Raw genomic sequence first — 22,447 nt, forward strand, 5'->3', positions numbered from 1 at the left:
TCAGGGAGCCGCTTCGCCGACCCGCCGCCAGAACTCCGCCGCGATGTCGTCGAGGAACTCCCGGCCGGCCCGCCCGGCCTCGCCGGGGGCGTCCCCACCGGTCCAGCTCAGCGAGGCGGTCATCCGCGCGTGGTACTCCTCGTGCAGTTCCTGGAGGGCCTGCTGGAGCCGCTCCTTGGGCAGCGGCGCGAGCTTGCCGACCGGGCGGACGTACCCCTGCCAGCGGGTGGTGGCGGCGCTGGTCAGCAGCTCCACGAGCCGGGCCTGCTGGCCGGTGAAGCGGATCAGCGCGGGCAGCGGCAGCCTGAGCTCGGCGGCCAGCGTCGCGGCCTGCCGGTCGGTGCCGGTCCACCGCCCACCGGCCTCCAGCCGCTCGTACGCCGCCTGGTCCATGCCGATCCGCAGCGCCAGGTCGGCCGGCGCCAGACCGAGCGTCAGCCGGAATTCGCGGAGCGTGCGGGGAGCGCCGAGGAGTTCGGCGGGGGCGCACCACAGGGCGCCGGCCAGCGCGGTCAGCTCGGCCTCGGTGGGGGCGCCCTCCCCCAATTCCCAGGAGGCCACCGCCGCCGGTTCCAGCCGAATTCCATAGGCGGCCCAGATTCCGTAGGCGACATGCGCGTGGGTCATGCCGAGGGCCTCGCGCAGCCGGCGGGCGGCGGCGGCGTTGAAAGGGGGCCTGACTGCATCCCCATCGTGCGTGTTCACCGGCACACGGTAAGTGACGGGGTGGCCGGACTCCTATCGTGTGGATATCCAAGTTTGCCGGTTGGAGGAAGCTACGGAGTTTCCGCCGTGCCCGCGCTGGCTTTCGGCCGTTTCCCGGCAATTCTCGCCGATCATGCCGTTGGCCAGCGGCTTCGCGGTGGCGGGTCAGCCCTTCACGGCGCCGCCCAGGGTGAAGCCGCCGCCCAGCCGTTTGGAGATAAGGATGTACAGCAGGATCACCGGTGTCGAGTACAGGACGGAGAATGCGGCGAGTTCCCCGAAGGCGATCGCGCCGTAATTCCCGAAGAAAGTGAAAATGCTGACCGACGCCGGGAGTTGCTCCGGCGAGAGCAGCAGCATGAACGGGACGAAGAAATTCCCCCACATCATGATGAAGGTATAGACCGCGACGACCGAGAGGCCGGGACCCATCAGCGGCAGGATGATCCGCAGCAGGGTCTGGAACCAGGAAGCGCCGTCGGTCCACGCCGCCTCCTCCAGCGCCGCCGGCACCCCGTCCATGAAGTTCTTCATCAGCCAGACCGCGAACGGCAGTTGGGCGGCGGCCAGGAACAGCGCGGTGCCGTACCGGGTGTCGATCAGGTCCACCCGGACGAACAGCGCATAGACCGGCACCATGATCGCGGTGACCGGCAGGCACGCCGAGAACAGCACGGTGAGCAGGTACGGCCGGGCGAAGCGGGACCGGAAGCGGGACAGCGGGTAGGCGGCCAGCGCCGCGCAGCCCACCGTGAGCAGCGTCGCACCGCCGCAGATCAGCAGGCTGTTGAGCATCGGCGTGAAGGTGATCTCGTCGGTGAGCACCGCCGAGAAGTTGTGCAGCGTGGGGGCGGCGGGCAGCCGCACCCGGAGCGTGGCCCGCTCGTCCAGCGACGCCAGCACCAGCCACGCCAGCGGCACCGCGAACGCCACCGCGACCACCAGCAGCGCGGCGTCGGCCGCCGCCCGGCGCCGGACCGCCCGCCGCGCGAGCGGCCACCGCGCCCGGCGCCGTCGCCCGCTCCGCATCAGACCTCCTCCCGCAGCAGCCGCAGATACACCGCCGAGAACAGCGCGCCCACCACGAGCAGCAGCAGCGCCACCGCCGTGCCGTACCCGATCAGCGACTTCACGAACGCCTGGTCGTACATGAACACCGGCAGCGTCTGGCTCCGGTTGCCGGGGCCGCCCCGGGTGAGCGCCCAGATCAGCCCGAACACCGAGAGCGTCTGGAGGGTGTTGAGCATCAGGTTGGTGCCGATGGAGCGGCGGATCATCGGCAGCGTGATGTGCCACAGCCGCCGCAGCCCGCCCGCGCCGTCCACCTCCGCCGACTCGGTGACCTCCTGCGGGATCTCGGCCAGCGCCGCCGAGTAGACCAGCATCGAGAACGCCGTGCCGCGCCAGACGTTGGCGAACGACACCGCCAGGATCGGCAGCGTGAACAGCCAGTCCTGGGTGGGCAGATGGAGCCAGGCCAGCACGGCGTTGAGGGTGCCGCGCCGCTCGAAGAAGGTGTACAGCAAAAAGCCGGCCACGATCTCCGGGAGCACCCAGGCGGTGATCACCACCGCGCCGGTCACCGTCCGCACGGGCCGCGAGGCGCGCCGCAGCAGCCCGGCCAGCGCCAGCCCCAGCGTGTTCTGGCCCAGCAGCGCCGAGACCACGGTGAACACCAGGGTCAGCAGCACCGCGTTGCGGAACTCCGGATCGGCCAGCGCGTGCCGGAAGTTGGCCAGGCCGACGAAGGACGCCGACTCCTGGCCGGTGAGCTGGGTGTCGGTGACGGCGAGGTAGCCGCAGTAGCCGACCGGGCCGGCCAGGAAGAGGAGCAGCAGGACGGTGGCCGGCGCCAGCGGCGACCAGCGCAGCAGCCGGCGGATCACGGCTTGGTGAGGACGGCGCCGCCCGTCAGGGAGCGCACCGTGTCGTCGTAGCGGGAGGCGGCCTGCTCCGGCGTGGCGTCACCGGCGGTGACGGCCTCCGTCGCCTCGCCGATCGCGGCGGCGACCTGCGGGTACGCCGGCAGCGCCGGCCGGTACCGGCTCACCGCGACCAGCTGCGTGAAGAAGCCGATCCCGGGCACGGATGTGAGGTACCGCGGATCGGCTGCGACGTCCTTGCGGACGGCGAGCTGGGCGCCCCGGGTGCACCACTCCAGCGCGTTGGCCTTCGACTGGAAGGTCTCGATCAGCTTCCAGGCGAGCGCCGGCTGCGGCGCCCGGGCGGGGATCGACCAGGTCCAGCCGCCGGCCAGGCTGACCCGGCCGGGCGGGGCGCCGGCCTGCGTCGGGAACGGCGCCTGGCCCAGCGTCCGGGCCCACTGCGGCCAGGGGGTGCCGCCGGTCTTCTGCCACTGCTGGCCGAGCCAGGAGCCGTCGAGGTCGATGGCGAGCTTCTGCTCGGGCAGCAGCTCGGCGGCCACATTGGTCTGGATGTTGGGGCTGAGCGCGTCCGAGACCTCCGGGCCCAGCTTCTCCCGGTAGACGGTGTCCAGGAAGCGGAGGCTGTCCCTGAAGCCCCGGGTGCCGGTGACCCACTTCTTCGCGGCCGGGTCGTAGAGCTGGTCCGGCCCGGTGCCGTAGAGCAGCATCTCGAAGCCCTGCATCACCGCGGCCTCGCCCGCGCCCTTGCCGGTGAAGACGTTCAGCGGGATCACCCCGGGCACCTTCCGCTTGATCGTGCGGGCCGCGTCCAGGACCTCGTCCCAGGTGCGCGGGTGCCAGTCGGCGGGCAGGCCGGCCTTGGCGAAGACCGTCCGGTTGAACCACAGCCCGCGGGTGTCCGTGCCGTCCGGGACGCCGTAGGTGCGCCCGTCCTGCCCCCGGGCCGCGGCCTTCGCGGACGGCTCGAACTGCCGCCAGCCGTCCCAGGACTTCAGATACGGGTCCAGCGGGCGCAGCAGCCCCGCCCTGATGTCGGAGCTGATCAGGAAGGTGTCCTCGTAGACCAGGTCGGGCGCGGTCTTCGGGGAGCGCATCATCTGCTGGATCTTGGTGTAGTAGTCGTTCTCCGACGCCTGGACCGGGATCAGCTTGACCTTCTTGCCCGGGTTGGCCTTCTCGAACTGCCGCGCCACCAGGGCCACATAGTCGTCCCGGACCTTCACCCGGTTGTTGGTGTCCTTGATGAAGGCGACCTTGACGGTGTTCCGGTCGGCCCCGGATCCGCTGCCGCAGCCGGTGAGCGCCCCGGCGGCCAGTACGGCGGCGGTGAACAGGGCGACGGGGGTGGTGGAGCGCACGGCACGACCTCCAACGAACCGCGGCCGGCCCGCCCGGGCCGGCCGGTCACGGTCAACTGGCCACGGCTTGCTCCCTGCTGAAAGTAAGTCACCGGTCACCCCCGGTCAATGCCCCGACCAGCGGTAGCGCAGCTCCGGGCGGCCGACCTGCCCGTACTGCGGGGCCCGGGCGGCCCGGGCGGTGTCCACCAGGTGCTCCAGATAGCGGCGCGCGGTGATCCGGGAGATGCCCACGTCCGCGGCGGCCTCGGTCGCGGTCAGCCCGTCCGCGGCGGACCGCAGCACGTCCGTCACCGCCCGCAGGGTGGCCGCGGTCAGCCCCTTGGGCAGCGCCGCCGGCCGCGGGGCGCGCAGCGCCGCCAGCGCCCGGTCCACCTCGTCCTGCCCGCTGGCCTCCCCGGTGGTGGCGCGGAACTCGGCGTAGCGCAGCAGCCGGTCCCGCAGCGTCGCGAAGGTGAACGGCTTCAGCACGTACTGGACGACGCCCAGCGAGACACCCTCGCGGACCATCGCCAGATCGCGGGCGGAGGTCACCGCGATGATGTCCGCGGCATGCCCTGCGGCGCGCAGCGTCCGCACCAGCTGGAGCCCGTGGCCGTCCGGCAGGAACAGGTCCAACAGCAGCAGGTCGACCGGGTGGTGGTCGAGGTGGCGGCGGGCCTCGGTGCCCGAGTGCACGGTGCCGGACACCGCGAAGCCCGGCACCCGCCCCACGTACAGGGCGTGCGCCGCGGCGGCGACCGGATCGTCCTCGACGACCAGCACCCGGATGACCTCGGCGCTCATCGGACCGCCCCCGCGGCCGCCCGCAGCGGCAGCCGCACGGTGAACCGCGCGCCGCCCTCAGGCCCCCGGTCCAGGCCGATCGTGCCGCCGTGCCGCCGCACCGCCTGCGCGACCAGGGCCAGCCCCAGCCCCCGGGCGTCGCCGCCGGCGCGCTGCTTGGTGCTCCAGCCGCGCCGGAAGACCTCCTCGGTGGTGTCCGCGGCGACCCCCGGCCCGTTGTCCGCGACGCACAGCAGCAGTTCGCCGCCGTCCGCCCGCGCGGTGACCCGCACCTGCGGCGGGGCGTCGTGCTCCTGGGGCGGGGCGGCGGCGTCGAGGGCGTTGTCGACGAGGTTGCCCAGCACCGTCACCAGGTCGCGGGCGGGCAGGTCCGGCGGGATCACCCCGTCGTCGATCCGGCTGTCCTCGGTCAGCACCAGCTCCACGCCGTGCTCGTTGGCCTGCGCCGCCTTGCCCAACAGCAGTGCGGCCAGCACCGGTTCGGCGACCGCGCCCACCACCCGGTCGGTCAGCGCCTGCGCCAGCTCCAGCTCGGCGGTGGCGAACGTCACCGCCTCCTCGGCCCGGCCCAGTTCGATCAGCGAGACCACGGTGTGCAGCCGGTTGGCGGCCTCGTGCGCCTGCGAGCGCAGCGCCTCGGCGAAGCCCCGTACGGAGTCCAACTCACCGGAGAGCGCCTGGAGTTCGGTGTGGTCGCGGAGGGTGACGACGCTGCCGAGTTGCTGACCGTCGGAGACCGGGGAGGAGTTGACGACCAGCACCCGCTCGCCGGCCAGGTGCAGCTCGTCGACCCGCGGCCCGGTCGCCAGCAGCGCCTCGGTCAGCGGCCCCGGCAGCCCCAGCTCGGCGACCGGCCGGCCCACCGCGTCCCCGGCCGGCCCCAGCAGCTCCCGCCCGCCGTCGTTGATCAGCGCCACCCGTCCCGCCCCGTCGATCATCAACAGCCCCTCGCGGACGGCGTGCAGCGCGGCCTCGTGGTAGTCGTACATCCGGCTCAGCTCGGCGGCGTTCATCCCGTGCGTGTGCCGGCGCAACCGGGCGTTGACCACGTATGTGCCGGCGCCGCCCAGCGCCAGCGCCGCGGCGGCCACCCCGACCAGCGCCAGGACCTGGTCCCGCAACTGCTGGCTGATGGTGGCGATGGTGATCCCGGAGCTGACCAGCGCGGTGATCGCGCCGCCCCGCCCGGGGTCGCGCACCGGGGCGACGACCCGCACGGACGGGCCGAGCACCCCCATGTGGGTCTCCGGGAAGATCTCGCCGCGCAGCGCGGGGCCGATGTGGCCGAGGTACTTCCCGCCGATCGCGGACGGCTCCGGGTGCGTCCACCGCGTGCCGTCCGGCGCCATCACCACGACGAAGTCGACCCCGGCGTCCCGGCGCAGGTGCTCGCTGTACGGCTGGAGCGCGGCGGTCGGGTCCTTGGTGCGGGCCGCGGCCACCACGGCCGGGGAGTCGGCGACGGCGGTGGCCGCCGCGGTCGCCTGCCGCCGGGCGGTCTCCTCCGCCTGCCGTTCGGCGTTCACGTACGCGAAGACCGCGCAGCCCAGGACCACCACCGCCACCAGGAACACCTGCATGGCGAAGAGCTGCCCGGCGAGACTGCGGGGGCCGCGCAGCCGCCGTGACGGGCGGAAACGGGGGAGGCGCATACAGAACAGTCTGCCGGGTCACTTTTACGTGAACGAAATGTACGCAAGGGTGACGGGCGCCACACCGCCGTGCATAGTCGCCGGGACTTGTTGTGCGCCGCGAGCCGCGAGAGCGGCGCACAACCGTGACCCCCGTCAGGAAAGGTAGGGCAGCCGTGGCTGCACAGATCCCGTCGTCCCGGGGCACTGCCGAGGACACCCCACCGGCCAAGCGGGACCGGACCCATTTCCTGTACCTCGCCGTGATCGGCGCCGTGCTGCTCGGCATCGTCGTCGGACTGGCGGCCCCCGGTGTCGCCGTCCAGCTCAAACCGCTCGGCACCGGGTTCGTCAACCTCATCAAGATGATGATCTCGCCGGTGATCTTCTGCACCATCGTGCTGGGCATCGGCTCGGTCCGTAAGGCGGCCAAGGTCGGCGCGGTCGGCGGGCTGGCCCTCGGCTACTTCATGCTGATGTCCACCGTCGCGCTGGCGATCGGCCTGCTCGTCGGCAACCTCCTGGAACCCGGCTCCGGCCTGCACCTGACCGAGGCGCTCCGGCACGCCGGCCAGGCCCAGACCGCCGGCGGCCACGAGTCCACCACCGACTTCCTCCTCGGCATCATCCCGACCACCCTGGTCTCCGCGTTCACCCAGGGCGAGGTGCTCCAGACCCTGCTGGTGGCACTGCTGCTGGGCTTCGGGCTGCAGGCGCTCGGCCCGGCGGGCGAGCCGGTGCTGCGCGGCATCGGCCATGTGCAGAAGCTGGTCTTCCGGGTGCTGTCGATGATCATGTGGGCGGCGCCGGTGGGGGCCTTCGGCGCGATGGCCGCGGTCGTCGGCGCCACCGGGCTGGCCGCGCTGAAGTCGCTGGCCGTCATCATGGTCGGCTTCTACCTGACCTGTCTGCTCTTCGTCGTCGTGGTGCTCGGCACGCTGCTCCGGCTGGTCGCCGGGGTGAACGTCTTCGCGCTGCTGAAGTACCTCGGCCGGGAGTTCCTGCTGATCCTGTCGACCTCCTCCTCGGAGTCGGCGCTGCCCCGGCTGATCGCCAAGATGGAGCACCTGGGCGTCAGCCGCCCGGTCGTCGGCATCACCGTCCCGACCGGCTACAGCTTCAACCTCGACGGCACCGCCATCTACCTGACCATGGCCGCGCTGTTCGTCGCCGAGGCGATGGACAAGCCGCTCTCACTCGGCCAGCAGGTCTCGCTCCTGGCCTTCATGATCATCGCCTCCAAGGGCGCGGCCGGGGTCACCGGCGCGGGCCTGGCGACGCTGGCCGGCGGCCTCCAGTCGCACCGGCCAGAACTGGTCGACGGCGTCGGCCTGATCGTCGGCATCGACCGCTTCATGAGCGAGGCCCGGGCGATGACCAACTTCGCCGGCAACGCGGTGGCCACCATCCTGATCGGCACCTGGACCAAGGAGATCGACCGCAACCGGGTCACCGAGGTGCTGGCCGGCCGGCTGCCGTTCGACGAGCGGACGCTGTCCGCCGACGGGCACGGCACACCGTCCCCCGCCGAGGCCGCCCCGCCGGCCGACGGCGGCAAGACGTCCGTCGGGGTCTGACCGGACGCGCAGGAGGGGAGAAGGGGCGGGCGCCGGGTGCGCCCGCCCCTTCGGCGTAAGGCCCTAGGGCACCGGCGACGGGGGGACCGCCGGTTCGGCCGCCGCCCGGTCGGCCGTGGTGGTCAGCGCGCGCACCTGCCTGCTGCACAGGGTCAGTCCGGTGGCGGCGGCGACCAGGCACGCGCCGCCCGTCAGGGTCGCGTGGTTCCCTAACCGCTCGGCCAGCACGCCGGCCGACATCTGCCCGATCGGCAGGGCGAGGATGGAGCCGAGCACGTCGTAGGAGTAGACCCGCGCCAGCCGGTCGGCGGGGACGTTCTCCTGGAGCGACAGGTCCCAGGCGACCCCGAACTGCTCCATCGCGAGGCCGTTGACGAACATCGTCGTCACCAGGAGGGCGAGCGGTGCGGTGTCGGCCAGGGCCAGGAGCGGCAGTGCGTCGAACGCCACGACCGCCACCCCGATGCGCAGCGCGTGCCGGAAACGGGACCGGGCCACCAGAAGGCCGCCGATGAGCGCGCCCGCCATCTGGGTGGCGAGGGCCAGGCCCCAGGCGGTGCGCCCGTAGGCGCCGTTGGCGATCGCCGGGCCGAGGACCTGGATGCCGCCGGCCGCCACCGCGTTGACCACGAAGAACTGGAGCACGACCGCCCACACCCAGGCCCGTGCGGTGAACTCCTGCCAGCCTTCCCGCAGTTCGCGCAACGGCCGGGACGGGGCGGTCGTCCCGGCCGCGGCCCTGGGCACCCGGACGCCGTGGTACGCCAACGCGCCCGCCGTGAAGCCGACCGCGTTGGCCGCGATGCCCCAGCCGGGGCTGAACAGCGCGGTGAGCAGGCCGCCGAGCGAGGCGCCGAGGATCATGCCGGTGTTGACGCCCATCCGGGCCACGGCGTTGGCGGGGCGCAACTCCTCCGGCGGCACGGTCTGCGGCGTCAACGAGGCCGAGGCCGGCATGGACACCGCGGACACCGCGCCGTTGACCGCGCTCAGCACGACCAGCACGGACAGCGACCCGGCGCCGCTCAACAGCACCGCGGCGACCGCGATCTGAACGGCGGCCGCCGCGAGGTTCGATCCTTGCAGGATGAGGGCCTTGGGCAGGCGGTCGGCCAGCACTCCGCCGAAGAGGACCAGGACGATGTTGGCGACGGAGCGTGCGCCGACGACCAGCCCGACGTCGACGGCGGAGCCGGTCATGTCCAGGACCGCGAAGGCGAGGACGACCGGGGCCATGGCGTTGGCGCAGTGCGTCACCATCCGACCGAGCGCCAGGCGACGGAAGTTGCGGTGGCGCAGCGGCCGGAACACGGAGTCCCGGGCGGACGAGGCGGTCACCCGGCGGCTTCCTTCCCCTCCACCGTATACAGTGCGGCGGCGTCCGCGGCGTCCGCGGCGCCCAAGGCGCGCGTCGGCGCACCCGGCCCACTGACGTCGGTGTGTCTCCCACGAGCCGGCATGGTCCGAGTATGCGGGCCGTCCCCCCGCACCGTCCAAGGACTTTGGGGTGCGTCCCGGCCGCACCGGCCACCGCGAGCCGGTGCGGATCCGCACCGGCGCTAAGCGGGCAGCAGCCAGATCGTGGCCAGTGGCGGGAGCACCGCCGCGATCGAGGTGCGGCGGCCGTTCCAGGGGACCGGCTCGGTCTTGAGCGGATCGGGGTTGGCGACGCCGCTGCCGCCGAAGCGCGGGTCGTCGGTGTTGAGGACCTCGCGCCAGACGGGCACGTCGCCGGGGACGCCCAGCCGGTAGTCGTGCCGGACGACGGGGGAGAAGTTGGTGACCGAGATCAGCGGACCGCCTCCCCCCGTGCCCGAACCGCCGGGGCGGTGCCCCGGTGCCGCGTGGCGGAGGAAGGAGAAGATGTTGTCCTCGCCGGCGTCACCGTCGATCCAGGAGAAGCCGGCCGGGTCGGTGTCGCGCTCCCACAGCGCGGGCGTGGCCGCGTAGCGGCGGTTCAGCTCCCGCACCAGGTCGCGGACGCCCCGGTGGTCCGCCTCCGCCTCGTAGGACGGGTCCAGCAGCCACCAGTCCGGGCCGTGGCCCTCCGCCCACTCCGCGCCCTGGGCGAACTCCTGCCCCATGAAGAGCAGTTGCTTGCCCGGGTGGGCCCACATGAAGCCCAGGTACGCCCGGTGGTTGGCGCGCTGCTGCCACCAGTCGCCGGGCATCTTCGACACCAGCGCCCGCTTGCCGTGCACCACCTCGTCGTGCGAGATCGGCAGCACGTAGTTCTCCGAGTAGGCGTAGATCATCGAGAAGGTCATCTCGCCGTGGTGGTACTTGCGGTGCACCGACTCCTTCTCGACGTAGCCCAGGGAGTCGTGCATCCAGCCCATGTTCCACTTCAGCCCGAAGCCCAGCCCGCCGAAGCCGCCCGGCCCCACGTGGTGCGTGGCGCGGGTGACGCCGTCCCAGGCGGTGGACTCCTCGGCGATGGTGACGACGCCGGGGCAGCGGCGGTAGACCGTCGCGTTCATCTCCTGGAGGAAGGCGACCGCGTCGAGGTTCTCCCGGCCGCCGTGGACGTTCGGCGTCCAGCCGCCGTCCTCCCGCGAGTAGTCGAGGTAGAGCATCGAGGCCACCGCGTCCACCCGCAGCCCGTCGATGTGGAACTCCTCGCACCAGTACACCGCGTTGGCGACCAGGAAGTTGCGCACCTCGGTGCGGCCGTAGTCGAACTCCAACGTGCCCCAGTCCGGGTGCGCGGCCCGCGCCGGGTCCCCGGGCTCGTACAGCGGCCGGCCGTCGAACTCCGCCAGCGCCCAGTCGTCCCGCGGGAAGTGCGCCGGCACCCAGTCCATCAGCACCCCGATCCCGGCCCGGTGCAGCGCGTCGATCAGGAACTTGAAGTCGTCCGGGGTGCCCATCCGGGCGGTGGGCGCGTAGAAGCCGGTCACCTGGTAGCCCCAGGAGCCGCCGAAGGGATGCTCGGCCACCGGCATGAACTCGACGTGGGTGAAGCCCAGGTCCTTGACGTAGGCGGGCAGCTGCACGGCGAGCTGACGGTACGTCAGTCCCGGTCGCCAGGAGGGGAGGTGCACCTCGTAGACGGAGAACGGCGCGGTGTGCACCGGGCGCGCGCCGCGCCGGCCCATCCATGCGGCGTCCCGCCACTGGTAGTGCGAGGCGTGCACCACCGAGGCGGTGGCCGGCGGGCACTCGGTGCGCCGGGCCATCGGATCGGCCCGCACCGTCTTCGAGCCGTCCGGCCGGGTGATCTCGAACTTGTACAGCTCACCCTCGCCGAGGTCCGGCAGGAACAGCTCCCACACCCCGGACGAGCCCAGCGAGCGCATCGGGGTGCCGGTGCCGTCCCAGTAGTTGAAGTTCCCCACCACCCGCACGCCCCGGGCGTTGGGCGCCCACACGGTGAAGCGGGTCCCGGCCACCCCCTGGTGCGTCATGACCCGCGCACCGAGCGCCTGCCACAGCTGCTCGTGCCGGCCCTCGGCGAACAGGTGCAGGTCCAACTCCCCGAGCGCGGGCAGGAAGCGGTAGGGGTCCCGCACGGTCGGCGTGGTGTCGCCGTAGTCCACCAGCAGCCGGTAGTCGGGGATCTCCCGGAGCGGCAGCACCCCCGCGAACAGGCCGTCCCCCTCGGCGCGCAGTGTCGCCCGCAGCCCCGGCGCCACGACCGTGACGCTCCGGGCACCCGGCCGCAGGGCCCGGAACAACAGTCCGCCGGGCATCGGATGCGCGCCGAGCAGCGCGTGCGGGTCGTGGTGCGCCCCGGCGAGCAGCCGCCCGCGGTCCTCGTCGGACAGCGGCGCGGCCCGCCGCACGCCGCGGCCGGCGGCGCTCTCCGCGGCGGCCCGCGCGCCGGCCGGCGGCGGGCCGGGCGTGGGCACGGGGGCGGTGGGCCGGGACGGCGGTGCGGCGGCGGGCTCGCCGCTCTGGGGGGCGGCGGGGGAGGGGCGGGCGGTCACGGGTGGGGCCTCCTCGGGGCGGGGATCGGTCGGTCGGTTCCGGACGGACGGGGCGGGGCCGACGGGGCCGCCGCGCGGGCGCGGGCTCAGCCGGCCCCCGGGTCCCCGCAGGCCGCCAGCCGCCGGATCGCCGCCATCGGCACCGACAGCCAGTCGGGCCGGTGCCGCGCCTCGTACAGCACCTCGTAGACGGCCTTGTCGGTCTCGTAGGCCCGCATCAGCTCCGGCGCGGAGCGCGGATCCGGCCCGCCGGCCTCGGCGTAGCCCAGGCAGTACGCCGCGCGGGTGCGACGGGCCCAGTCCAGCGCCCAGGGGTCGCCGCCGGCCGGGCCGCTGCGGGCGGCGTAGTCGAACGAGCGGAGCATCGCGGCGACGTCCCGGACGGCCGGCTGCGGGCGGCGCCGCTCGGCCAGCGGCCGGGCCGGTTCGCCCTCGAAGTCGATCAGCGCCCAGCGGCCCCCCTCGACGGAGCGCAGCGTCTGCCCCAGGTGCAGATCGCCGTGGATGCGCTGGGCGGCCCAGCTGCGGCCGTCGTGCCCCATCGCGACGAGCGCGTCGAACGCGGTGCGCAGCCGCACCCGGTAGGGCTGGAGCACCGGCACCGCGCGGGCGGTGGCCTCCAGTCGCTCGTTCATCTGGGCCGCGATCGCGTCCAGCTGTGGGCGGCGCAGCTCGGTGGTGGGCAGCGCCTGGGCGAGCGCGGTGTGCACCTCGGCGGTGGCGTGGCCGAGCGCCCGCGCCGAGCGGGTGAAGTCGGCGCGCACCGCCAGCGCGTTGAGCGCCAGCTGCCAGCCGTCGGTGGAGCCGGCGAGGAAGGGCTGGAGGACGCCCAGGGTCGTCGCCTCGCCGTCGGGCTCGGGGTGCGCCGACTCGAACCACGCGGCGGGCGCCGGCACCCGCGCGCACCGGGCGCCGGCCAGTGCCCGCGGCAGTTCCAGATCGGGGTTGACGCCGGGCTCGATCCGCCGGAAGACCTTCAGAATGAACGTATCGCCATAGACGATCGAGGAGTTGGACTGCTCCACCGCGATCGGCCGGGCGGTCAGCCCCGAGGGGATGTCCACGTCCGGTTCGCGGCAGAACCGCAGTGCCCCGATCCGGCCGGGCACCCGCAGCCGCTCCAGCAGCAGCCCGCACAGCCGGTTGTCCAGCAGCGCGTCGTAGACGGTGCGCCCGCGCAGCGGTCCGCCGGCCGGGCGGCCGAGCACCGCGGGCGCCAGGTGCGGCGGCGGCGCGGGGTGGGTGCCCAGCAGCAGTTGGTAGCAGTCGCCGCCGGCCGGGGTGCGGCTGGGCGGGGCGCTCTGCTGGGCGCGGACCAGCAGCTGGAGCAGGCCCGGTGCGTTGCCCTCGCCGGCGCACGGCAGCAGTTCGGTCGCCGCGACCAGCGTGAAGCCGGTGAGCAGCCGTCCCTTGCCGGCGAACCAGCGCTGCCGCGGCACCCACTCGGCCAGCAGCGGCACCAACGAGGAGAGCAGATCGGGTGCGGTGACCGGCGAGCGGTCGGGGGTGTGGCGGGTGGCACGGGTCGAGGCGGTGTCCGACATGGCGTCGCGTCCTTTCCCCGGGCACACGACAGACAGGGCAAAGTGTCCCGGAATGCGGCCTTTACGGTGCAGCGGTGTGGGACGTGTCGGGCGAGATCGTCCTTACGCGCGAGCGTTTGCGGCGTTTCTCGGCGTTCGCCTTCGTGCGGTGGTGCCGGTCCCCGAGCTCCGACGGGCGGGAGGACCCCACCCGAGCCGGAAGACCGTCCATGGCCCACCCGGCCCGTGCGGTAGTAGGGAGGTTGCCCGAGCGAAAGGTCGAAAAACGCCCGTACGCGCCGGACGATCGCGTACGGGCGGGGGAACCCCAGGGGCCCGTGCCCGGTGCGGCAGGGCTCCCTCGGTTCCCCGGGGCCTGTCGTCGCCCTCCGGTCCGCGGGCGACGACGGGACGGTGACGACGGCACCTAGACCGCGTTGGGTGCCTGCTGTGTGTTCCTGCGGAGCCGGAACCAGTAGAAGCCGTGGCCCGCCAGGGTCAGCAGGTACGGCAGCTTGCCGATGGCCGGGAAGCGGACGCCGCCGATGAGCTCCACCGGATGGCGACCGCTGAACGCCTGGAGGTCCAGCTCCGTCGGCTGCGCGAAGCGGGAGAAGTTGTTCACGCACAGCACCAGGTCGTCGTCGGCGCCGTCCTTGCCCGGGGATTCCCGGAGGTAGGCCAGCACCGCGGGGTTGGACGAGGGCAGCTCGGTGTAGCTGCCGAGCCCGAACGCCGGGTTCTGCTTGCGGATCTCGATCATCCGGCGGGTCCAGTGCAGCAGCGAGGACGGCGAGCTCATCGCGGCCTCGACGTTGGTGACCTGGTAGCCGTAGACGGGATCCATGATGGTCGGCAGGAAGAGCCGGCCCGGGTCGCAGGAGGAGAACCCGGCGTTGCGGTCCGGGGTCCACTGCATCGGGGTGCGCACCGCGTCCCGGTCGCCGAGCCAGATGTTGTCGCCCATGCCGATCTCGTCGCCGTAGTAGAGGATCGGCGAGCCGGGCAGCGACAGCAGCAGCGCGGTGAACAGTTCGATCTGGTTGCGGTCGTTGTCCAGCAGCGGGGCCAGGCGGCGGCGGATGCCGATGTTGGCGCGCATCCGCGGGTCCTTGGCGTACTCCGCGTACATGTAGTCGCGTTCCTCGTCCGTGACCATTTCGAGGGTCAGCTCGTCGTGGTTGCGGAGGAAGATGCCCCACTGGCAGCCGAACGGGATCTGAGGGGTCTTGGCGAGGATCTCCGAGACCGGGTAACGGGATTCCCGGCGGACCGCCATGAAGATGCGCGGCATGACCGGGAAGTGGAAGGCCATGTGGCACTCGTCGCCGCCGACCGCGTAGTCGCCGAAGTAGTCGACCACGTCCTCCGGCCACTGGTTGGCCTCGGCCAGCAGCACCGTGTCCGGGTAGTGCGCGTCGATCTCGGCGCGGACCCGCTTGAGGAACGCGTGCGAGGCCGGCAGGTTCTCGCAGTTGGTGCCCTCCTCGGCGTAGAGGTAGGGCACCGCGTCCAGCCGGAAGCCGTCGATGCCGAGGTCGAGCCAGAAGCGCAGGGCGGAGATCATCTCCTCCTGGACCGCCGGGTTCTCGTAGTTGAGGTCCGGCTGGTGGGAGAAGAAGCGGTGCCAGTAGTACTGCTTGCGGACCGGGTCGAAGGTCCAGTTGGAGACCTCGGTGTCGACGAAGATGATCCGGGCGTCGGCGTACTGCTTGTCGTCGTCCGCCCAGACGTAGTAGTCGCCGTACGGGCCGTCCGGATCGGTGCGGGACTCCTGGAACCACGGGTGCTGGTCGCTGGTGTGGTTCATCACCATGTCGATGATGACCCGCATGCCGCGCTGGTGGGCGGCGTCGACGAACTCCACGAAGTCGGCCAGATCGCCGAATTCGGGGAGGACCGCGGTGTAGTCCGCGACGTCGTAGCCGCCGTCCCGCAGCGGGGATTTGAAGAACGGCGGCAACCACAGACAGTCCACCCCCAGCCACTGGAGATAGTCGAGCTTGGCCGTGATGCCCTTGAGGTCCCCGATACCGTCACCGTTGCTGTCCTGGAAGGAACGGACCAGGACCTCGTAGAAGACCGCCCGTTTGAACCACTCGGGATCGCGGTCCTTCGCCGGGGTGTCTTCGAACGTGTCGGGAACAGGCTCATTGACGATCAATTGGGTGACCCTCCGATCGGTGAGGACGGTCGCAGCGACAGCACATGAGCCGGCGCGAGCGAGCTGCCCGGCTCCAGGCGCACATAGTTGTCCCTGCCCCAGTGGTAGGTGTCGCCGGTGAGCTCGTCGCGCACCGGGAAGGACTCGTGCCGGCCAAGGCAGAGTTCCGGCATGTCCAACGACACCGTCGCCTCGTGGGTGTGGTGCGGGTCGAGGTTGACCACCGTGAGCACCGTGTCGGCCCCGGCCCCGTGTCCCACGCGCTTGGAGTACGCGAGGACGGCGTCGTTGTCGACCTGGTGGAAGTGCAGGTTGCGCAGCTGTTGCAGGGCGGGATGGCGGCGGCGGACGCGGTTGAGCGTGGTGATCAGCGGGGCGATGGTCCGCCCCTCGCGGGCCGCGGCGTCCCAGTCGCGCGGCCGGGGCTGGTACTTCTCCGAGTCCAGGTACTCCTCGCTGCCGGGCCGCAGCGGGGTTCCCTCGCACAGCTCGTAGCCCGCGTAGACACCCCAGGCGGGGGAGAGGGTGGCGGCCAGCACGGCACGGATCTCGAAGGCGGGGCGACCGCCCTCCTGGAGGTAGGCGTGCAGGATGTCCGGGGTGTTCACGAAGAAGTTGGGCCGCAGGTAGGAGGCGCTCTCACCGGACAGTTCGGTGAGGTACTCGGTCAGCTCCTCCTTGGTGTTGCGCCAGGTGAAGTAGGTGTAGGACTGCTGGAAGCCGATCTGGGCGAGGGTGTGCAGCATCGCCGGGCGGGTGAACGCCTCGGCCAGGAAGAGCACATCGGGGTCGGTGCGGTTGATGTCGCTGAGCACCTTCTCCCAGAACGCCACCGGCTTGGTGTGCGGGTTGTCCACCCGGAAGATCCGGATGCCCTTGGCCATCCAGAAGCGCAGCAGCCGCTCGGTCTCCCGGACCAGTCCGCGGAAGTCGGTGTCGAAGGCGAGCGGATAGATGTCCTGGTACTTCTTGGGGGGGTTCTCCGCGTAGGCGATGGAGCCGTCGGCGCGGTGCTGGAACCACTGCGGGTGCAGGGTGACCCAGGGGTGGTCCGGGGAGCACTGCAGGGCGAAGTCCAGCGCCACCTCCATCCGCAGGTCGCGGGCGGTCCGCACGAAGTGGTCGAAGTCCTCGAAGGTGCCCAGGTCCGGGTGGAGCGCGTCGTGGCCGCCGGCCGGCGACCCGATGGCCCAGGGGGAGCCGACGTCGCCCGGGCGCGCGGCGAGCGCGTTGTTGGGGCCCTTGCGGTGGGACGTGCCGATCGGGTGGACGGGCGGCAGGTAGACCACGTCGAAGCCCATCGCGGCGACCGCCGGCAGCCGCTCGGCGGCGGTGCGCAGGGTGCCGCCGAGGCAGCTGCCGTCCGGTGCGGTCACGGCGCCCTCGGAGCGCGGGAAGAGCTCGTACCAGGAGCCGTACAGGGCTCTTCGGCGCTCGACGATCAGCGGCATCGGGCGGGAGACGGTGAGCAGTTCGCGCAGCGGGTGGCGGTCCAGCGCCTCGGTGACCTCCGGGGTGAGCGCGGTGGCCAGGCGGGTGGCGGCCGGCAGGGTGGCGTCGCGCAGCGCGTCGACGGCGGCCAGCACCGCCTCCCGGCCGTCGCTCTTGGGGACCTCGGAGGCGGCCCGTTCGTGCAGCGCGGCGCCCTCGGCGAGGACCAGCTCGGTGTCGATCCCGGCCGGAATCTTCACTCCGGCGTGCCGGCGCCAGGTGGCGACCGGGTCGGACCACGCCTCGACGGTGAACGTCCAGCGCCCCTCGACGTCGGGGGTGACCTCGCAGGTCCACCGGTCGGTGCCCGGTTCTCGCTCCCGCATCGGGGTCCAGGGGCCGCACCGGCCCGCGGGGTTGCGCAGCACCACGTTCGCGGCGACCGCGTCGTGGCCTTCGCGGAAGACCGTCGCGGAGACCTCGAAGGTTTCGTCCACCACGGCCTTGGCCGGGCGGCGGCCGCAATCGATCTGCGGGCGGATGTCCAGTACAGGGATGCGACCGATCATGGGCTCACCTGGGATTGTGATGCTTTGCGGGGTTTTGTCCTTTCTATCCGCTCCACGGCGGGGGGACCGGGTGCGGGCATGGGCGCTCCTGTCCGCTTTCACTCTGCTGGCGGACGGCACGGCGACCCCGAACGGGCCCCGCCGGCCGGGTGCGCGGAACGGCGTACCGGGTGAGGCTTCCCGTGCGCGGCGGCCGGGAAAGCCACGGGAATGTGAACTACCGATTCGTAACCGCTCACGCCGGGTGCTCCGGTGGGCAGGGGCCGCCGCCCTGGTGGGCGGCCGCGGCTCGGTACTGACACGGTCGGCGTTCGCCTCCTCAACTCGGTGCGAGCACAGCGGAGTTGCGGTGTGCGGAAGTCCGTTGCCGCGCCGGGGCCCGTCGGCGCCACCACCGCAGCCTCTCGCCACGCGGGGGTCCGGACAAGAGCGCCTGAGGGGGTGGAATCGGCCATATCGACGGACCGGGCAGTACGGGCCGCCGGTCGCGGGGGCCGGGCGGGCGCGGGCGGGGGATCCGGCCGCGGCGGCGTGGCCGAAAAAAGCCGGCGTGGCCGGGGGAACGAGACCCCCGGCCACGCCGGTGCGGTGCGGCCAACCGGCCGCGGTGGTGCGTTACTTGACGTTGACGCCGGTCCAGGCCGACTCGACGCCCTTGACCTCGGCGCTGTCCGCGCCGTAGAGGTCGGTGGCCGCCTTGACGGTCGCCTCGCGGGCCGCCTTGTAGTCGGTGGTCGAGGTCATGTACGTGGTCAGCGCCTTGAACCAGATCTTCTCGGCCTTGTCGCGGCCGATGCCGGTGACCTTGGAGCCGTCCGCGGTCGGGCTGTCGTAGTGGTCGCCGTTCGCGTCCTTCGGGCCGCTGCCCTCGGACAGCAGGTAGAAGAAGTGGTTGGCGATGCCCGAGGAGTAGTGGACGTCCACGTTGCCGGCGTCCGCGCTCCAGCTGTCCAGGGACTGGCCGTCCTTGGAGGGCTTGTCCATGTAGCGCAGCGGCTTGCCGTCACCGTTGATGTCGATCTTCTTGCCGATGAAGTAGCTGCCCGGCTCGGTGGGGTTCTTGGCGTAGAACGCCACGGAGGCGCCGAAGATGTCCGAGGTGGCCTCGTTGAGGCCGCCGGACTCGCCGCTGTACTCCAGGCCCGCGGTGGCGGAGGTGACACCGTGCGACATCTCGTGGCCCGCGACGTCGAGGGCGGTCAGCGGCTTGTTGTTGCCCTCGCCGTCGCCGTACGTCATGCAGAAGCAGCTGTCGTCCCAGAACGCGTTGACGTAGTTCTGGCCGTAGTGCACGCGGGACGTGGCGCCCTTGCCGTCGCCCTTGATGCCGCTGCGACCGTGCACGTTCTTGTAGTAGTCCCAGGTCTCCTGGGCGCCGTAGGCGGCGTCGACGGCGGCGGTCTCGGGGTTGCTCGGCTTGCCGTCGCCCCACGTGTCGGTGGAGTTGGTGAAGAGCTTGCCGTCGCCGCTCTCGCTGCCGCTCAGGTTGAACGTCTGGTGGCCGCCGCGGGAGTCGTCGGTCAGCTCGTAGCCGCTGCCGCCCTTCTTGGACGCGAGGTCGACCTTGCCGGCGTACTCGCTGTTGCCGACGCCGGTCTCGATGCCCTGGAACTGGAAGAGCTTCTTGCCGGTGTTGGCGTCGGTGATGACGTGCAGCTGGTTGGGCGTGCCGTCCTTCTGGACGCCGCCGACCACGGTCTCGTACGCCAGCACCGGGGTGCCCTTGGCGGCCCAGATCACCTTGCGGGGCGCGGGCGCGTCGACCTTCTTGGCGCCGATGGTCTTGGTGGCGGTCGACTCGGCGGCCAGCGCGGCGGCCTTCGGGGCGATCTTCGCGGTGAGCGAGGCGACCTTGACGTTCGCCTTGGTGGCCTTGGTGACGCCCTTGACGGCGCCGCCCTTGGCGGTGTGCACGACCAGGTCGCCGCCGAGCACCGGCAGGCCGCCGAAGGTGCGGTCGTAGCGGGTGTGCACGGTGCCGTCGGCGTCCTTGATGACGTCCTTGACGACCAGCTTCTCCTGGGAGCCCAGGCCCAGCGCCTTGGCCGTCTGCGCGGTGGCCGCACTGGCGTCGTGGAGCAGCTCGGCGCGGTGCGAGGTGCTGAGTGCGAGCGGCGCGCCACCGTGGGGGGTGGCGGCGGGGGCGGGCGAGGCACCGGCGGTGTTGGCCGCGGTGATGCCGGCGACGAGCAGGGCCGCCGCGGCAACGGCGGCACTGGTCACACGGGTCTTACGAGATATGTGGGGGGTCACGCGTGCTCCTTCAACTTTGCCAAGTGGTGGGGGTGCAAAGCGATGCGGGTGTGACATGCGTCGGGAAGACTGCCATTTGAACGCGGGCATGTCAGGGGGGTGTTCGAAGATTGGCCAAAAATCGTTCGCACAGAGGTGATCGATGTCCGGATAACGGAGCGGGGCGCCGCCCCCGATGGATTCGGGGACGACGCCCAACTCGGTTGTGCAGTAGCCCAGTTGACGCATCAGGTGTGGCGCGGCCGAAGTCGGGCCGGCATTTTCACACCAAGGTGACGGGCAGGTTGCCGGCTGGTGTCAGAAGGTCAGCTTCCAGCCGTTGAGGGTGCCGGAGTCGCCCGCGTAGACGTCCTGGACACGCAGCTTCCAGGTACCGCTCGCGGCCTTGGCCGAGGCGTTGACGGTGTACGTGGCCTTCACGTCGGCCGCCGAGTCCGAGAGGCTGGAGTTCTTCAGCCGGTACGCGGTGCCGTCCGGGGCAAGCAGGTCGATGACCAGGTCGCCGCGCCAGCTGTGGGTGATGTCCACCGTCACCTTGAGCCCGCTGGGCGCGTTGCCGCTGCGGCTGACGGTGATCGGCGAGGTGATGGCCGCACCGGCGTCCGGGATGGCCACCTTGGTGGTGTTCTCGTAGACGTTGCCGCCGCCGACCGGGTTGACGGTCCAGGTGAAGGACGCGGTCCCGGTCTTCTGTGCCGCGTCGGTGACCGTCACGGTGACCGTGCTGGTGCCGGCGGTGGTCGGGGTGCCCGAGATCAGGCCGGTGGAGGCGTCGATGGACAGCCCGGCGGGCAGCCCGCTGGCCGCGTACGACAGCGTGCCGGTGGTGCCGCTGCTGGCCTTGATCTGGAGGCTGGCCGCCTGGCCGACGGTGCCGGTCTGGTTGCCCGGGTTGGTGACCAAGACCCCGCCGTCCGGGACCCGGGAGCCGACGTTCACCGCCGCCCAGGTGTTGGCGACCGTGTTGTACGAGGCGCTGCCCTGGCCGAAGAGGTCGGCCGCGGCCTGGAGGGTGGCGGTACGGGCGCCGGCGTAGTCGGTGTTGGCGCTCATGTACTGGCTGAGCGCCTTGAACCACACCTTCTCGGCGTTGGCCCGCCCGATGCCCGGCACCGGCAGGTTGTCGTAGGTCGGGCTGTCGTAGTGGACGCCGTTGATGTCCTTGGGGCCGCTGCCCTCGGACAGCAGGTAGAAGTAGTGGTTGGCGACACCGGACGAGTAGTGGACGTCCTTGTTGCCGACGGTGCTCGACCAGTAGTCGGCCGAGGCGCCGTCCTTGGAGGGCTTGTCCATGTAGCGCAGCGGGGTGCCGTCGCCGTTGATGTTGATCTTCTCGCCGATGAGGTAGTCACCGGGGTCGGCGGGGTTGTTGGCGTAGAACTCCACGGCGGTGCCGAAGATGTCCGAGGTCGCCTCGTTGAGGCCGCCGGACTCGCCGCTGTAGGTGAGGTTGGCGGTGGCGGCGGTGACGCCGTGCGACATCTCGTGGCCGGCCACGTCCAGCGCGGTCAGCGGGGCGGCGTTGTTGCTGCCGTCGCCGTACGTCATGCAGAAGCAGCTGTCGTCCCAGAAGGCGTTGACGTAGCTGTTGCCGTAGTGCACGCGGGAGTAGGCGCCGACGCCGTCGCCGCGGATGCCGGTGCGGCCGTGCACGTTCTTGTAGTAGTCCCAGGTCTCCTGGGCGCCGTAGGCGGCGTCCACGGCGGCGGTCTGGGCGTTGCCCGGGGTGCCGTCGCCCCAGGTGTCGTCGGCGTCGGTGAACAGCGAACCGGTCCCGGACGACCCGTGGTTGAGGTTGTAGGTCTTGTGGTTGCCGCGGGTGGTGTCGGTCATCGTGAAGTTCGGCGCGGAGCCGGAGGTCCCGATGGTGACCTTGCCGCTGTACTCGCTGTTGCCGATGCCGTTCTCGATGCCCTGGTACTGGAATATCTTCGCGCCGGTGTTGGCGTCGGTGATGACGTGCAGTTGGTTGGGTGTGCCGTCGTCCTGGAACCCGCCGACCACCGTCTCCCAGGCCAGCCGCGGGGTGCCGTCGGCGGCCCAGACCACCTTGCGCGGGGCCTGGTCGGCCGCGGTCCTCGTCGAGCCGAGGGACTTGGCGGAGGAGACCGCCTTGGCCGCGGCGGTGGCCGGGGCGACCTTCGCGGTGGTGGAGGCGACGGCGAGGGCGGCCTTGGTGGCCTTGGTGGTGCTCTTGACCGCACCGCTCTTCGCGGTGTGCACGACGAGGTCGCCGCCGAGCACCGGCAGCCCCGCGTAGGTGCGGTCGTAGCGGGTGTGCGTGGTGCCGTCGGCGTCCTGCTCGACGTCCTTGACGACCAGCTTCTCCTTGGCGCCGAGGTGCAGCCGCTGGGCGGTGGCGGCCGTGGTGGCGCCCGCCTTCCGGATCAGCTCGGCCCGCTGGGACGGGGTGAGCTTGACGGGCAGCGCACCGGCCAGGGGGGCGGCGTGCGGGGCCGGGCGGGCTGCGGGGGTGCCGTGCGGGCTGGCCGCCGCGCCGGTGCCGGTCTGGACGCCGACGGCCAGCAGTGCGGTGACCGCGACCAGCGCGCCGGTCGCCACGGCACGCCGCTGCGGGGTGGGTCTATGGGGGGTGCTTCTCACACTGACTCCTTCTGCGGGGCCGCGGCACGAC

General features: G+C 72.1%; 14 protein-coding genes. 1 reads left to right on the forward strand and 13 read right to left on the reverse strand.

Annotated elements, in window-relative coordinates; all coding sequences use genetic code 11:
- The 6 genes from JNO44_RS29040 to JNO44_RS29065 all read right to left on the reverse strand — a co-directional run bounded on the left by JNO44_RS29040 (window position 1) and on the right by JNO44_RS29065 (window position 6,387).
- Window positions 1-711: a helix-turn-helix domain-containing protein gene (locus JNO44_RS29040; protein ID WP_205366719.1), complete on the reverse strand. Its 711-nt coding sequence runs from the start codon at window positions 709-711 to the stop codon at window positions 1-3.
- A 159-nt stretch (window positions 712-870) separates the two neighbouring features.
- On the reverse strand, window positions 871-1,734 hold the full coding sequence (locus JNO44_RS29045) for a carbohydrate ABC transporter permease (RefSeq protein ID WP_205366720.1): 864 nt from the start codon (window positions 1,732-1,734) through the stop codon (window positions 871-873).
- On the reverse strand, window positions 1,734-2,591 hold the full coding sequence (locus tag JNO44_RS29050; RefSeq protein ID WP_205366721.1) for a carbohydrate ABC transporter permease: 858 nt from the start codon (window positions 2,589-2,591) through the stop codon (window positions 1,734-1,736). The genes JNO44_RS29045 and JNO44_RS29050 overlap by 1 nt, the downstream gene beginning before the upstream one ends.
- Window positions 2,588-3,949, reverse strand: a complete 1,362-nt coding sequence (locus JNO44_RS29055; protein WP_205366722.1) for an extracellular solute-binding protein — start codon at window positions 3,947-3,949, stop codon at window positions 2,588-2,590. The genes JNO44_RS29050 and JNO44_RS29055 overlap by 4 nt, the downstream gene beginning before the upstream one ends.
- Window positions 3,950-4,054: 105 nt before the next feature.
- Window positions 4,055-4,735: a response regulator gene (locus JNO44_RS29060; protein ID WP_073443424.1), complete on the reverse strand. Its 681-nt coding sequence runs from the start codon at window positions 4,733-4,735 to the stop codon at window positions 4,055-4,057.
- Entirely contained in the window at window positions 4,732-6,387 is a 1,656-nt protein-coding gene (locus JNO44_RS29065) for a sensor histidine kinase (protein ID WP_205366723.1), read from the reverse strand. The genes JNO44_RS29060 and JNO44_RS29065 overlap by 4 nt, the downstream gene beginning before the upstream one ends.
- 155 nt (window positions 6,388-6,542) lie before the next feature.
- On the opposite strand from JNO44_RS29065, the gene JNO44_RS29070 reads away from it, so the two are divergent.
- The gene (locus tag JNO44_RS29070) at window positions 6,543-7,943 is read left to right on the forward strand and encodes a cation:dicarboxylate symporter family transporter (protein ID WP_205366724.1); all 1,401 of its coding nucleotides are present in this window, start codon (window positions 6,543-6,545) and stop codon (window positions 7,941-7,943) included.
- A gap of 63 nt (window positions 7,944-8,006) precedes the next feature.
- Here the strand turns inward: JNO44_RS29070 and JNO44_RS29075 are convergent, their stop codons facing one another.
- The 7 genes from JNO44_RS29075 to JNO44_RS29105 form a co-directional block, all read right to left on the reverse strand.
- Window positions 8,007-9,281 carry an MFS transporter gene (locus tag JNO44_RS29075; protein WP_240167700.1) on the reverse strand — a complete coding sequence of 425 codons (1,275 nt, stop codon included), beginning with the start codon at window positions 9,279-9,281 and terminating at the stop codon, window positions 8,007-8,009.
- Between the two features lie 221 nt (window positions 9,282-9,502).
- Entirely contained in the window at window positions 9,503-11,872 is a 2,370-nt protein-coding gene (gene glgB / locus JNO44_RS29080; protein WP_240167701.1) for a 1,4-alpha-glucan branching enzyme, read from the reverse strand.
- A gap of 86 nt (window positions 11,873-11,958) precedes the next feature.
- Window positions 11,959-13,416: a maltokinase N-terminal cap-like domain-containing protein gene (locus JNO44_RS29085; RefSeq protein WP_205366725.1), complete on the reverse strand. Its 1,458-nt coding sequence runs from the start codon at window positions 13,414-13,416 to the stop codon at window positions 11,959-11,961.
- A gap of 406 nt (window positions 13,417-13,822) precedes the next feature.
- On the reverse strand, window positions 13,823-15,559 hold the full coding sequence (gene treS / locus JNO44_RS29090; protein ID WP_073443417.1) for a maltose alpha-D-glucosyltransferase: 1,737 nt from the start codon (window positions 15,557-15,559) through the stop codon (window positions 13,823-13,825).
- Entirely contained in the window at window positions 15,556-17,559 is a 2,004-nt protein-coding gene (locus JNO44_RS29095) for an alpha-1,4-glucan--maltose-1-phosphate maltosyltransferase (protein ID WP_205366726.1), read from the reverse strand. Before JNO44_RS29095 ends, treS begins: the two co-directional genes overlap by 4 nt.
- Before the next feature lie 615 nt (window positions 17,560-18,174).
- Complete coding sequence (locus JNO44_RS29100) at window positions 18,175-19,812, reverse strand: M4 family metallopeptidase (RefSeq protein ID WP_205366727.1); 1,638 nt, start codon at window positions 19,810-19,812, stop codon at window positions 18,175-18,177.
- A 297-nt stretch (window positions 19,813-20,109) separates the two neighbouring features.
- On the reverse strand, window positions 20,110-22,374 hold the full coding sequence (locus tag JNO44_RS29105; RefSeq protein ID WP_240167702.1) for a M4 family metallopeptidase: 2,265 nt from the start codon (window positions 22,372-22,374) through the stop codon (window positions 20,110-20,112).
- Between the last annotated feature and the right edge of the window lie 73 nt (window positions 22,375-22,447).

The sequence above is a fragment of the Streptomyces noursei genome, from assembly GCF_016917755.1.
Taxonomy (GTDB): Bacteria; Actinomycetota; Actinomycetes; order Streptomycetales; family Streptomycetaceae; genus Streptomyces; species Streptomyces yunnanensis.

What these genes read in the sequence shown, in the direction of transcription:
- JNO44_RS29045 (WP_205366720.1), bottom strand. Translation starts at nt 1,734, where the DNA reads ATGCGGAGCGGGCGACGGCGCCGGGCGCGGTGGCCGCTCGCGCGGCGG.
- JNO44_RS29060 (WP_073443424.1), bottom strand. Translation starts at nt 4,735, where the DNA reads ATGAGCGCCGAGGTCATCCGGGTGCTGGTCGTCGAGGACGATCCGGTC.
- JNO44_RS29065 (WP_205366723.1), bottom strand. Translation starts at nt 6,387, where the DNA reads ATGCGCCTCCCCCGTTTCCGCCCGTCACGGCGGCTGCGCGGCCCCCGC.
- JNO44_RS29085 (WP_205366725.1), bottom strand. Translation starts at nt 13,416, where the DNA reads ATGTCGGACACCGCCTCGACCCGTGCCACCCGCCACACCCCCGACCGC.
- JNO44_RS29095 (WP_205366726.1), bottom strand. Translation starts at nt 17,559, where the DNA reads ATGATCGGTCGCATCCCTGTACTGGACATCCGCCCGCAGATCGATTGC.